This window comes from Bacteroides sp. 1001136B_160425_E2, from assembly GCF_015559655.1.
GTDB classification, from domain to species: Bacteria; Bacteroidota; Bacteroidia; order Bacteroidales; family Bacteroidaceae; genus Bacteroides; species Bacteroides luhongzhouii.
Genome location: NZ_JADMQH010000012.1, coordinates 15246 through 28774 on the forward strand (window position 1 = coordinate 15246; position 13529 = coordinate 28774).

Here is a 13529-nt window from a genome sequence, read left to right on the forward strand (position 1 = left end):
ATGCGAAATATAAAGAACTATGTAGTAGCGGCTTTCGCTCTGTTTTTATTGGACGGATGTGATTTTCTTGATTACGATGAAACTAGCGGAAAAACCAAGGAAGAAGCCTACAGTTATTTTAATAATATGAACTCATCGGTAGCTTATATATACAGTTTCTTGCCGACTGATTTTGGGAGGGTGAGTGATGCGATGATGGAATCTGCTACCGATAACTCTGTTTATACTTGGGAAAATAATAGTATCTATTATATAACCAATGGTATTTGGAGCCCGCTAAAGCGTGTCGATGATGGCTGGAGTTTTTGGAACGGAGTTCGTAGCGCCAATTTATTCCTGGAAAATTTTGATCCGAAAGTGCTTGAACGTTTTCAGTATAATGAAGATTATGATGAAATGATAGACAAGGCTTCTAAATTTTCTTTGGAAGTCCGTTTCTTGCGTGCGTTTTATTTATTCGAACTGGCTAAGCGCTATGGGGATATTCCTTTGATAACACGTACTTATACGCAGGAGGAGATTAATTCTGTACGAAAGACTTCATTTGCGGATGTGATAGATTTTATAGCAAAGGAATGTACGGAGATAACCCGGGAAGGAGGACTGCCGGAAGATGGTGTCAGAGGCGAGACAGGCAGGGTGACCAAAGGTGCGGCATTGGCTTTAAAATCAAGGGCTCTATTGTATGTGGCGAGTGATTTGTATAACCCCGGTCATGATTTGATAAAGTGGGAAGCGGCAGCTAAAGCGGCTTATGAGGTTATAAAAATGAATAAATATCAATTGCCTAACGTTTCTACTGACCCGTTGTATTCGGATTTGGGTGGTAATGAGGTCTTGAAGTCCAAACAGTTGATTTTAGAGCGTCGTGCCATTGCAACTACCAGTGATTTTGAATCACGCAATGAACCGATGGGATATGAAGGTGCGGAAGGAGGAAATACGCCTACACAGAATTTGGTAGATGCTTATGAAATGAAGGACGGGACTCCTTTTGACTGGAATAATCCTACTCATGTGGCAAATATGTATTATGATGCTTCCAATAAGGAAACACGTGATCCGCGTTTATACAAAAACGTACTGACCAATGGTTCTATATGGCAGAAACAAAAGGTGGAGACTTTCGAAGGTGGCAAAAACAAGATCTTGGATGGTTCAACGAAAACAGGATATTATCTGCGTAAATATATGAATCCGTCCGTATCACTCGACCCGGACAAACCGAATAAACTGTATCATCACTATGTCTTGTTCCGTTATGCCGAGATATTGTTGAATTATGCGGAGGCTATGAATGAGTGGAAAGGCCCGGATGCTACGGCAGAAGGATGTCCATTGACGGCACGTGCAGCCTTGAATCAGGTTCGTGATTGCGCTGATATGAAACATGTGACTGAAAATGGAGCGGACTTTACAGCAAAGGTTCGCAACGAACGCCGCATTGAGCTGGCTTTTGAAGGACATCGCTTTTATGATATTCGCCGTTGGAGGATAGCAGGGTTGGATGAAGTCAGAAATCTTTATGGAGTAAAGATAACAAAGAGCGGCACTTCCCTCTCTTATGAAAAGGTGTTGTTACAGCAAATGTACTGGAATGATAAGATGTATTTATTCCCTTATCCCCAGAATGAAATTTATATGAATCCGGATTTGGGGCAAAACCCGGGATGGAGTAATGGTAATTAATTAAATTTGAAACAATATGAATTCAAAAATATTTAGTTTGCTTTTTTTGCTGGCTCTGTTCATGACTGCCTGCAATGATGATAAGATTATTTTCTTTGAGAATCATGTCAAGGAAGAGGATAATGGTGGAAGTGAAACAACAGTTCCGAGACTTTTTGAAGTAATCAATCTTGATTATCCCGGTTTGGAAAAAGTGAAAGCATATTATGATAAGAAAGATTACAGCTCGGCTACTTCCGAATTGTTGGAATACTACCGGAATAGAGAGGATGTTACCAATCCTAATATAAATCTGGGTCAGACCTCTATTGGCGATTTCAATAAAAATATTGCTGACCAAGCTTTAGAATATCGTTTTTATATAAAAGATAAATATGAGTCTAAAGATGCATCTGGGAAAGAAACGTATGTCCTGTTTAAACAAGATGATGAAATAAACTGGAATTATGTCCCTGAACAGTACAAGGGAGATGCTGAATTTGTTTATCAGTTGCATCGCCATCAGTGGATGATATATCAGGCTAATGCATATACGGTTACTCATGATGAAAAATATGTCAAATCATGGATAGAGGTTTATGGCGATTGGCTGAAAACGTTTCCTTGCCCTGAAGGGAAAGTCGATAAAAACAAAAATGTGGAATGGTATGGACTTCAACCTGCTCATCGAGTACAAGCACAACTTGATATAATGTCTTATTTTATTCAATCGGAGAACTTTACTCCTGAATGGCTTTCTACATTTCTCGTTGCCCTGTCGGATGGAGTGGAATGTATTCGTAAGAATTATTATAAAGAGACTAATATTCTTATTACTCAAGTGGAGAGTGTTGTTTCTGCCGGAATATTAATGCCGGAATTTAAGAAAGCAGGAGAATGGTTGAATGAAGGTACAGCAAAAATCACTGAACAGGTGGAAGCACAATTCTTAGGTGATGGGGTACATGTAGAACTGACTCCCGGTTATCATATAGAAGCTGTTTATGCTTGCAATAAGCTCTATAATATGGCACAAGTCAACAATAAAGTCGGATATTTCCCGGCCAATTATGTCGGATTATTGAAGAAAGCTGCCCGTTTCGTAATGGATATTACGTATCCCGATTATTCTTTTGATAATTTTAATGATACAGGTGCCAGTTCATGGACTAAAAGTGTACTGTTAGGTAATTTCCGTAGATATATGGCCATGTTCCCTGATGATAAAGAAATCGCATGGATGGCAACCGAAGGGAAACAAGGTAAGACTCCTGAAGAATTAATCCAGCTCTATAAGGATGGAGGTTATTATATGTTGCGCAGCAAGTGGGCACCGGATGCAACAATGATGGTTTTGAAGAATAACAATAATCCCAAGAACTATGTGCACTGTCAGCCGGATAACGGAACCTTTAGTTTATATCGTGACGGACGTAATTTCTTACCGGACGCAGGTTTCTTTACTTATGGAGGAGATGCTGCAAGTGATAACTTGCGTAAACAATATCGGGCAACAACCATGCATAATACCATGACTAAAAATGCAGCTACTATAGCGGATGGCTATATGAACGGAAAATTCTTGTTGCAAGAAAGCAAAGATAATATCGATGTGCTTGTAACGGAAAATAAGTCCTATGGTGACTTGACACATCGTCGTGCCATATTTTTTGTGAACAAGACATTCTTTGTTTTGGTGGACGAGGGCTATGATGCCGGTAAAACTACCCCGGTGGTGGATGTGACTTTCAATTTGGGTAATGCGCCTAAGGTTGTTGTTGATGAAGCTGATAAGGAGAACTTTCAGTATGGTGCTTACACAAAATTTGACGATAATAATAACATGCAGTTTAAAACATTTGTTGAAACTAATTCCGGATATGTAGCTAAATGGAGTACTAATTGGTCCTCTAGTAAGCAGAATGAGAAAACACTTCAACGCAAATGGTATCGAGTGAGTATAACCAAACCGATGGGAGGTGCGGCACGTTTTATTACGGTAATCCACCCGTTTACGAATGAGGCTGATCGTGCAAAATTGAATATTAGTGCTAAATTTACAGATAATACAGGTGCAACTCCCGGCACATTCCATGCCGATGGTGTTTCTGTAGAAGTTTCCGTAGGTGGTACAAAGTACGATTTATCTTATAAATTAAAATAGATTTTTTTATTTTGATATTTGTATCATAGGTAAAAGTTTTGATATAGAGATGAATTTGTAATTTGGCTCTTTTTTCAGGTAACTGAAATGGTATGGGATTGATTGTTTTTGATGTAACTCCCATACCATTTCTTTTATGGTACGTAAAGTTATTAAAATTTTATTATTTGTTAATTAAGTGTTTTATTTAGTCTATCTTTGCTCATACATATAGCCCAAATAATCATATCAATATGAAAACACGAAGAATAAAAACAATCTTTCTTTTTTTATTAATAATGCCATTTATAGGCATTTATGCCCAATCGATATATTACGTTTCTCCTCATGCATCATCCGGTGGAGATGGCAGTCCGGCAACTCCTTTTCATATCATTCATGAAGCAGTGGAAAAAGCTCGGAAGGATAAGAACTGTACTACAATTTATTTGAGGGAAGGGGAATATATTTTAGATACCCCCTTGGTGCTGACCTCTGCTGATGGAAATGATTCGAAAGAATTAATAATAAGGAATTATCCCGGCGAGAAAGCTATAATATCAAGCGGAATTACCTTGGACTTGAAATGGGAAAAGTACAAGAATGGTATCATGCGGGCTGCTGTGAAAGGGAATCCGGTTATGGATATGCTTATCGTAAACGGAGATTTGAGGTCTATGGCACGTTATCCTGATTATGATAAAACTGCTGTTCGTTTTAATGGTACATCTGCTTTGGCAACAGCCCCGGAACGAGTGAAAAAATGGAAGAATCCGGAAGGAGGTTACCTTCATGCCATGCATAGTCATGATTGGGGTGATTTTCATTATCGTATTACAGGTAAGAATGAAAAGGGAGAGTTGCAACTGGAAGGTGGCTGGCAGAATAATCGTCCAATGGGAATCCATCCTGAAAACAGGATGGTAGAGAATATCTTTGAAGAACTGGATGCTCCGGGAGAATGGTACTATGATAAACAAGAAGGCTGGTTGTATTATTATCCTTTGTTCGATGAAAATATAAACGAGCTGGTGTTTGAAACTCCGCAACTTAAAAACTTGATTGAAATTGCAGGAACTTCATCCCATCCGGTGAAAAACATAACTATTGAAGGAATAGAACTGACGCAAACGATGCGGACATTTATGGAACATTATGAGCCTTTGCTCCGTTCGGACTGGACGATATACCGGGGAGGAGCCGTTATTTTCAGGGGAACGGAAAAATGTATCCTGCGTGATTGCTATATCCATCATGTAGGTGGAAACGGTGTCTTTTTTGATAAATATAATCGCAATTCTGCGGTGACCGGTTCTTGCCTGACTTCTATTGGAGCCAGTGCCATCTGTTTTGTCGGAGATGTGGCGGGAGTACGTTCACCGAGTTTTAGGTACGGGGAATTTGTTCCTTTGGATAAAATGGATACTGCTAAAGGTTCGCAGAATGACAATCATCCTGCTTATTGTGAGGTCTATGATAATTTGATATGTACTATCGGTTTGTTTGAAAAGCAGATTACAGGAGTGGAACTTTCCATGTGTCGTAACATTACAGTAAGTCATAACAGTATTTACGATACTCCCCGTGCCGGAATTAATATCAGTGAAGGAACTTGGGGAGGACATATTATCGAATACAACGATATTTTTAACACCGTGAAAGAAACAGGCGACCATGGAACTATCAACTCTTGGGGACGTGATCGTTTTTGGCATCCGAATTATAATGTAATGACACAAATTACGGATGAAAACCCTGCGTTGATTCTGGCAGATGTAGTTGAACCTATCATTATCCGTCATAATCGGTTGCGTTGTGATAGAGGATGGGATATTGATTTGGACGATGGTTCCAGTAATTATCAAATCTACAATAATCTTTGTCTGAATGGCGGCATAAAATTACGTGAAGGCTTTTATCGGACTGTTGAAAATAATATCATTGTTAATAACACGCTCCATCCGCATTTATGGTTTAAAAACAGCGGAGATGTTTTTTCGCGTAATATTGTAATGACCAAATATAAACCTATAAGAGTGTATGGCTGGGGCAGGGAAGTAGACTATAATATCTTTACAGACAGTTTATCGTATCTTGCAGCTCGCCAACTTGGTGGAGATGCTCATTCTATAGTAGCTGCGATCAGGTTTATAGATGCTGCGAAAGGTGATTTTAATGTAGCGGACGATTCTGAAGCGATAATTAAAGGAGGTTTCCGTAATTTTCCGATGAATAATTTCGGAGTGTTGTCTTTTCATTTGAAACAGTTGGCTGAAAGTCCTGTTATGCCCGTTCCGCTTGTGGCAGGTCATGTTACGGATACCAAGACGATGCTTTGGAAAGGAGTGACGTTTAAGAATCTGGACACATTGGAAGAACGCTCCGCTACCGGTATGGATACGGAACGGGGAGTTTATGTCATTTCAGTAGATGCCCTAGGCAGTCCTGTCAGAGATTTTATTGCTCCGAATGATGTTGTGCTTGGAATAAATAGAAAATCTGTCAATAAATTAAGTGATATGAAAGAGGCATTGAAACGCGCGGATACACAAAAAGAAGTCGAGTTCATTATTTTTAGAAATCAGAAGGAGCATAAAGTTGTTATTCCTCTTTGATTTTTATCTATGTCTCTCACTTGATACTGCTATCAACATTACATAATGAAATAAATATCTATCATAGTTTTACTGCGAAAATAGGGTATCTATCATTGATAAAACAGTCGAATAAAGGTTGCATGGGCGTGAGATGGCTTGTTTTTGTTGCAATGAACCCGTATGAATCCGACTATCATAGCTTAATAATCCGACTTGAATGGCGTTAATTTTATAGCCCACACATGTGTGCCGTACAGGCTGCATGTGTGGGCTGTACGGTTTGCATACGTGGGCTGTACAGCCTGCCTGTGTGGGCTATAAAAAGACTGATATTCTAACTGGATTATTAAGTTGCCAAATACGGATTATCATCCTGTAAAGTGTGCATTCTTATGCCTTTAAATGGGCATTTTACCTATATGCTACGCCCAAATAGACAAAGTATAGGAATGATAGATGTCCATTTTTTGCAATAAAAGTATGATAGATACTTTTTTAAAAAGATATCTATCATGCTTATTTCACTGACAATTAGGATAATATGGGTATTGATGATAGTATGATAGATGTTCTTTTCTCTATGAAGTATTTAGTTCGGTTTACGCCTTGGGAATGAAATTATTCTTGTATCGCTACGCTTTCATTTCCGTAACGGTCTACGGCCGTAACAGCGAAATGCTTTTTAGCATTCCAAGGCAGGATAGGGGCATAGATATAACTTGTCTCCCTGATATTCTGCGCTACGATATTTACCGGTCGGCTGGTGTCTACCGGATACTCATTGGAAGCATAAATAACATACATCGGTTTGTTGCGTTCGTCATTATCCGTAGCCGCCTGCCATTTTAGTTCCGTATATCCATTTTCGATATTTGTTATTTTCAACTCCGACGGAGCCGTAGGCGGAACATTGTCCAGCCAAGGCATCGGGGGTTGTAAAGCTGGATATGCGTAGAAGTTTTCGGCTAGCTCATCATAAATGCCTTGTGTGTTCTCCATCAGGTATTTCACCCGGTAATGCCCTTCACCCGCCATTTTCTGACTGCGGATAAAGTTCATCTGACGATCTATTTCGTCGCGTGTCCATTTGCCTTCATCGGGATGGAGAAAATAAATGCCGAGTCCCGGAATCACCTGCCGTCCGTTACTCTGTTCCTGCCAGTCGAGGGCAAAAGGGTAGAAATTGTTTCCCTGGAAATACATCATCGGATAAATTTGATCCATAATACCTTCTCCCATCCAGCCTTGCGGGTCTTGATAAACGGTAAAGAAAGCATTCCATCCACGGGAGGGGTAACGCGAAGTATCCCGGTATTTACCTACCGGGCAGGTACTTACTTTTACCCAAGGCTTCATGGCTTTTACGCCTTTATATATATAACGTACAATTTCGGAGATATTATCCCGGCGCCACTGATCCAGTGTGCGTCCTTTATTATATCGGCGGAAATCATATTTATCAGGAAAAAGAGGAGCATTCTCCGGATAACGCAGATAGTCGAAATGCACTCCGTCTACATCATAACCGCTAACGACTTCCCGCACCAGTTTCATCAAATACTCCTTCGTTGCCGGATGTCCCGGATTGAGAAAATATTCACTTTTGTAAGGAACACAGATATCTTTCACCCGCTTGGTGACAGACTGACTGCCGAGCGAAGCAACGTGCTTCTTATTCCCCAACGGGATAGTTACCATCCAGGCATGACATTCCATTCCTCGCTTATGACATTCTTCAACGGCAAAGGCCAGCGGATCATATCCCGGATTTCCTCCTGTCTTTCCCGTCAGAATCGAATTGAAAGGTTCGATTGCCGAAGGATATAACACATCTCCACGAGTACGGGTTTGAAATAGGACAGTGTTGAAGTTGGCAGCCTTCAACTTATCAAGAATATCTATTAATTCTTCTTTCTGCTTGCGGATCGTTTGAGGAGTTGTCGCACGTGTGCGAGGCCAATCCAAGCCGTACACCGCTGTCACCCATGCGGCACGAACTTCGTGTTTGGGTTGCGCAACAATTGAGAGGAAAGGAAACAAAAGTGAAAGAATGAAAATAGTATAGCGCATATTCTTTATTTTTTGTTTTAAATCCCTGCAAAGTTAGTAAAAGTGTCGGTATTGTTGGGCTGTTTCGTGAGATTATGTTACATTTGCCAAGTTAAAAAACGACACGCTATGATTACATTTACTCTATGCCTGCTGACGCTGATAGTAGGCTATTTTACGTACGGACGCTTGATGGAACGCGTCTTTGGTCCCGATGACCGTAAAACACCGGCTCTTACCAAGGCGGATGGAGTGGACTATATTCCATTGCCCACCTGGAAGATTTTCATGATTCAATTTCTTAATATTGCCGGATTAGGTCCTATTTTCGGAGCAATTATGGGAGCGAAATTTGGCAGCTCTTCATACTTGTGGATTGTGCTGGGAAGTATTTTTGCGGGTGCAGTGCATGATTATTTTGCCGGAATGCTTTCTTTGCGTAATGGAGGTGAAAGCCTGCCGGAAATAATAGGCCGTTATTTGGGACTGACTACCAAGCAAGTGATGAGAGGATTCACTGTCATTTTAATGATTCTGGTGGGATCGGTTTTCGTTGCGGGGCCTGCCGGACTGTTGGCAAAACTCACTCCGGAAAGTTTGGATGCTACGTTTTGGATTATCGTTGTATTTGCATATTATATTTTGGCTACTTTGCTGCCTGTTGATAAAATAATTGGTAAAATCTACCCGTTGTTTGCGGTTGCCTTGTTGTTTATGGCAGTAGGCATTTTGGTGATGCTTTATGTTAACCATCCGGCTTTGCCGGAGTTATGGGACGGATTGCAAAATACTAACCCGGAAGCGAGCGAACTTCCTATCTTCCCGATAATGTTTGTGAGTATTGCTTGTGGTGCCATTTCTGGTTTCCATGCTACGCAAAGCCCATTGATGGCACGTTGTATGACCTCGGAACGGCACGGACGTCCGGTGTTTTACGGTGCAATGATTACCGAGGGCATTGTTGCTCTTATTTGGGCAGCTGCCGCTACTTATTTTTTCCATGAGAACGGAATGGAAGAAAGCAATGCTTCTGTTATTGTTGATGCCATTACAAAAGAATGGTTGGGGGCAATCGGCGGAGTACTTGCTATTTTGGGAGTCATTGCCGCTCCGATTACTTCGGGAGATACGGCCTTCCGTTCCGCCCGTCTGATTGTGGCGGACTTCTTGGGGATGGAGCAAAAAAGTATGCGTCGTCGTTTGTACATTTGCATTCCGATGTTCGTAATTGCTATCGGTCTGCTTTTGTATAGCTTGCGTGACGCAAACGGATTTAATATGATATGGCGTTATTTTGCCTGGGCAAATCAGACATTGGCTGTGTTTACCTTGTGGGCTATAACAGTTTTTCTGGCGGTATCCAAGAAACCTTATATCATCACTTTGATACCGGCACTGTTTATGACATGTGTATGTTCTACTTATATATGTATTGCTCCTGAAGGATTGGGACTTTCGCATGCAGTTTCCTATGGCATTGGTGTAGTGTGCGTAGTAGTTGCGGCAGTTTGGTTCTATATCTGGATAAATAAGCAAAAAACAAGAAAATTATCAGAATGAAGAAAATAAGAAAATCAACAGGGGTTGCGCTTGCATTCCTTATTTATGTATCCGTAACAGCGGCTTATTTGTTGCCTCGTAATACGGAAGTCAGCCTGACAGAGAAAATAATTACGGTGGCAGTTTCTTATGTCATCGTCCTTCTTCTTTGGCTGGTGCTTCGGAAAAAGGAACAAATGCGTGAACGCCGCAAAAAAGACGAACAATCTATTCACTTAAAAAAGTAAGTTTATGAAGAAATTAGCTTTGGCTCTTTGCTTATTAGCAGTCTCTTTCACTGCACAGGCGCAATTTGAGAAAGGAACTACGATTATTAATCCTTCATTGTCGGGGTTGGACTTTTCGTATAGTAAAAATGATAAAGCAAAATTTGGAGTTGGTGCACAGGTCGGTACATTCTTTGCCGAAGGTATTGCCTTGATGGTAAATGCCGGAGCCGACTGGTCGAAACCGGTAGACGAATATACACTAGGTACCGGAGTACGTTTCTACTTCAATAAAACCGGTATTTATCTGGGTGGCGGACTCGACTGGAACCGCTTCCGTTGGAGTGGTGGAAAACATCAGACAGACTGGGGACTGGGCATCGAAGCCGGATACGCTTACTTCCTTTCGCGTACGGTAACCATTGAACCTGCCGTTTATTATAAATGGCGTTTCAATGATGGAGATATGTCACGTTTCGGTGTGAAGATTGGATTCGGTTTCTACTTATAGTAGTATAATCGATATTTTATATATTGGGGCTTGTGTCAAAACTCCCCTTTCTATGGGGTCACCCTCGTCGCAGATAATTGTAGCGAGGGTGACTTTTTGTTTATAAGAGTTTTGACACATTCAGCCTCTTGATGTCTTGTTTAGTCTTATTCGTTTAGTCTTTTTCTTTTAAGATGTAGAAACAGCTTGTACTTGCAAAGTTTCTCAAATAAGGTATTCCAGAAATCATCTGATTCAGTTGACGTGGGGATAGCCCGAATTTTATTTTATAATGGGGATTAATGAACCATAGTTGCCTGTTTTGTATTATTAGATTTGTCTTTTGAACTAATCTTTCGAATAATTCTATTGATACGCCTGTCTTTTTTATGGAAAGCAGCTCTTTGATACAATCAGTGTCTACTCTGAAGGCTTTTAGAATTGATCGGTATATAGAAACAGGGAATAAATGAATAAAAGGCAGATAGGACAAGATACGGTTTCTACATATTTGTTGGTGACCTCCAAATGGCATTTGCCATGCTGGGAATGACATAAAAACAATGCCTTGTGGCTTCAGATATTTACTCAAATTAGATAAGAATTGTTCTTTTTCTGTGATATGCTCAAATACATCATGGCAGATAATAATATCAAAATTCTGCTCCAATTCCTTTAGCTTAAATATATCTGATGCTATAAATTCACCTTCTGCATGGTGTACATTAAAAAAGTTTTTTGCATCTTTAATACGGCTTTTAGCCATATCAACCCCTATAATATTGCATCCCATTTCCGAGAAAGGAAGCAAATTACCTCCATCACCACAACCAATTTCCAATACATTCATTCTTGCTTCTATTGCATGCCAACATTGGATATATGGGATAAAATAATTCCTGCTTGTTATGGACAATTCTTTGAAATAGATATTCCGGTTCTCATGACGTTCTTGCATAATAATAGTTTCATATATAAAGAGTAACACAATTAAAATTACTTTCTATAATGATGATAAACTATTCTCTGAAAGACTGCATGATAATCTTTGTTTTTTTACCAAGATAGGCGAATACCTATAGGCAATGTCATATTGAATGGCTTTGTTGTCCTAATTGTATTCAGCTTATTCTCATTGTTGAAGTAGTATCGTAAATTCGGTTCTGCATAGATTCCGATAGAGGGTGTTATATGATACTGGATGCCTATACCAAAATCCGCTGACCACTGTAAATGTGGATATAAGCTACTCTTCTTTTCAGATATAATTTGCCCATTTTCTGACGTGAATTCTTCTGAAGTTGCTTTTACAGGTATATCCAAAGTCATTCCAGCGGAAGTGTATAGAGAGAATCTTCGTTGTTTCCATATATTGAAAGAGCCTTTGATTGGAATTCCTATATAACTGATTTTCTGTATTTTCTCTAAATAAGAATCGCTGATGGTCGTGAAGTCAGAACGTAGGTATGTATATTGTACTCCGGTTTCTATACCCCAGTTCTCATTTATGTTTTTACGCAACGAAAGTGATAGTGTAACAGGGATGTGATGATATGATTTCTCCACTACTTCTTTGGGGGATTCGGATGAAATATCACCGGGGATTCTTGATTTGTGAGAGTTGACTTGTTTTTCTCCTCCTGAATAAGAAACAGCCAACGACCAGTTTTTTTTATTGTTGGAAAGTTGCTTTGAAGTATAGGTGTTGTAAAATTCTTTCCGCTTTTTTGTATCTTGATTCTCTATGATCTGATGATTAGACAATTGAATGCTGTCGTTTCCTTCTGGAACGCTGCCTTGTAAAATAACCTCTTGTTTGGATATCTTTCTTATAGATTGTAAATCTGTATACCGAGGAGTAGTGGGGACATGATTTAAAATAGTTTTTATAGAATCTTTTGATAATATGCTTTTAGCATTTTGTTTTTTCTCTTTCTGTGTAGTCACAATGTTTTGTTCTGTAGTAATAGCTTTCTTAGATGTATATAGCCATATTTGTATAAAAATGATAGATGACAATATAAATAATCCAATCATAATACGGTGTTGGGAGATGAGTCTCCGTAATATATCTTTCGCTCTTGATAATTGCGATGAGGAAGAATGAGGAGCTATATTTAATAATGAACCAATTTCTTTGTGAGACAATCCTTCTAATACAGCCAATTTGAAAACTTTGTTATAGCCTTCAGGGAGCGATTCTATCATTCTGATCATTGTCTTGTAAGCTGGAAAATCATTAGAGGGAAAAGTGTCAATGGGGACTTCATCTTCACTCATTTCTTCTAAAGAGATTGTGGACTTTGAACTGCACTGTTTCAAATATCTTAAAGATATGTTTTTCATAATGGTTCCCATCCAATATTCTAATTTATCAGGAGAATGTAGGGTGTCTATAGAGGTGAAGATGATAATGAAGCCATCATGTAGGAGGTCTTGTGCTATTTGTCTGTCAGAAACATAATGAAAGCATATTCTTGTCATTTTATCGGCATAGGTTTGGTAGAGCCAGCTTAGAGCTGACTTATCTCCTTTTTTACATAACTCTATAAGTTCCTTTTGGTTCATGTGTTTTTATGTTCTATACGACAGTCTATTTTAGATATGATATATAGAACTCCCAAAGACTGCATATCTTTTGTGATTTTAACATTTCTATTCTTTGTCTGTTGTGTAAGGGGAAGCTGAAGCCTATCAAAATGTAGTCAGTTTAAGAATCATTAATGGATTGGTTGTTTGTGTGTTAGGCTTGTTATTTATATCAAGAAGTAAAAGGCGTAATTGGGATAAAGGAAGTAAAGTGCAAGGCTTTGAAC

General features: G+C 39.4%; 9 protein-coding genes. 6 read left to right on the forward strand and 3 right to left on the reverse strand.

The genetic code is table 11. From position 1 onward, the window contains the following. The 3 genes from I2I04_RS13240 (at nt 1) to I2I04_RS13250 (ending at nt 6426) form a co-directional block, all read left to right on the forward strand. The gene (locus I2I04_RS13240) at nt 1–1689 is read left to right on the forward strand and encodes a RagB/SusD family nutrient uptake outer membrane protein (RefSeq protein WP_195655224.1); all 1689 of its coding nucleotides are present in this window, start codon (nt 1–3) and stop codon (nt 1687–1689) included. Between the two features lie 16 nt (nt 1690–1705). After that, nucleotides 1706–3832, forward strand: a complete 2127-nt coding sequence (hepC, locus tag I2I04_RS13245) for a heparin-sulfate lyase HepC (RefSeq protein ID WP_195655225.1) — start codon at nt 1706–1708, stop codon at nt 3830–3832. A gap of 233 nt (nt 3833–4065) precedes the next feature. Next, nucleotides 4066–6426 carry a right-handed parallel beta-helix repeat-containing protein gene (locus I2I04_RS13250; protein ID WP_195655226.1) on the forward strand — a complete coding sequence of 787 codons (2361 nt, stop codon included), beginning with the start codon at nt 4066–4068 and terminating at the stop codon, nt 6424–6426. Between the two features lie 600 nt (nt 6427–7026). Here I2I04_RS13250 and I2I04_RS13255 read toward each other — a convergent pair. Further along, the gene (locus tag I2I04_RS13255; protein ID WP_195655227.1) at nt 7027–8478 is read right to left on the reverse strand and encodes a glycoside hydrolase family 10 protein; all 1452 of its coding nucleotides are present in this window, start codon (nt 8476–8478) and stop codon (nt 7027–7029) included. A 108-nt stretch (nt 8479–8586) separates the two neighbouring features. Here I2I04_RS13255 and I2I04_RS13260 point away from each other — a divergent pair, with 108 nt between their 5' ends. The 3 genes from I2I04_RS13260 to I2I04_RS13270 are packed head-to-tail and all read left to right on the forward strand — an operon-like array spanning nt 8587 to nt 10734. After that, nucleotides 8587–10017, forward strand: a complete 1431-nt coding sequence (locus I2I04_RS13260) for a carbon starvation protein A (RefSeq protein WP_195655228.1) — start codon at nt 8587–8589, stop codon at nt 10015–10017. Further along, a complete protein-coding gene (locus I2I04_RS13265) occupies nt 10014–10244 on the forward strand; it encodes a hypothetical protein (RefSeq protein WP_004300962.1) in 231 nt (76 codons plus the stop codon). Before I2I04_RS13260 ends, I2I04_RS13265 begins: the two co-directional genes overlap by 4 nt. 4 nt (nt 10245–10248) lie before the next feature. Then, nucleotides 10249–10734, forward strand: coding sequence for an outer membrane beta-barrel protein (locus I2I04_RS13270; RefSeq protein ID WP_004300961.1), 486 nt, complete (start codon nt 10249–10251; stop codon nt 10732–10734). A gap of 154 nt (nt 10735–10888) precedes the next feature. Here I2I04_RS13270 and I2I04_RS13275 read toward each other — a convergent pair whose 3' ends face one another. Both I2I04_RS13275 and I2I04_RS13280 read right to left on the reverse strand, forming a co-directional pair. After that, the gene (locus I2I04_RS13275) at nt 10889–11671 is read right to left on the reverse strand and encodes a class I SAM-dependent methyltransferase (protein WP_143259378.1); all 783 of its coding nucleotides are present in this window, start codon (nt 11669–11671) and stop codon (nt 10889–10891) included. A 98-nt stretch (nt 11672–11769) separates the two neighbouring features. After that, entirely contained in the window at nt 11770–13281 is a 1512-nt protein-coding gene (locus I2I04_RS13280) for a sigma-70 family RNA polymerase sigma factor (RefSeq protein ID WP_143259379.1), read from the reverse strand. Between the last annotated feature and the right edge of the window lie 248 nt (nt 13282–13529).

Coding starts and splice junctions, on each gene's coding strand:
- I2I04_RS13240 (WP_195655224.1), top strand. CDS start 1: ATGCGAAATATAAAGAACTATGTAGTAGCGGCTTTCGCTCTGTTTTTA.
- hepC (WP_195655225.1), top strand. CDS start 1,706: ATGAATTCAAAAATATTTAGTTTGCTTTTTTTGCTGGCTCTGTTCATG.
- I2I04_RS13250 (WP_195655226.1), top strand. CDS start 4,066: ATGAAAACACGAAGAATAAAAACAATCTTTCTTTTTTTATTAATAATG.
- I2I04_RS13255 (WP_195655227.1), bottom strand. CDS start 8,478: ATGCGCTATACTATTTTCATTCTTTCACTTTTGTTTCCTTTCCTCTCA.
- I2I04_RS13260 (WP_195655228.1), top strand. CDS start 8,587: ATGATTACATTTACTCTATGCCTGCTGACGCTGATAGTAGGCTATTTT.
- I2I04_RS13265 (WP_004300962.1), top strand. CDS start 10,014: ATGAAGAAAATAAGAAAATCAACAGGGGTTGCGCTTGCATTCCTTATT.
- I2I04_RS13270 (WP_004300961.1), top strand. CDS start 10,249: ATGAAGAAATTAGCTTTGGCTCTTTGCTTATTAGCAGTCTCTTTCACT.
- I2I04_RS13275 (WP_143259378.1), bottom strand. CDS start 11,671: ATGCAAGAACGTCATGAGAACCGGAATATCTATTTCAAAGAATTGTCC.
- I2I04_RS13280 (WP_143259379.1), bottom strand. CDS start 13,281: ATGAACCAAAAGGAACTTATAGAGTTATGTAAAAAAGGAGATAAGTCA.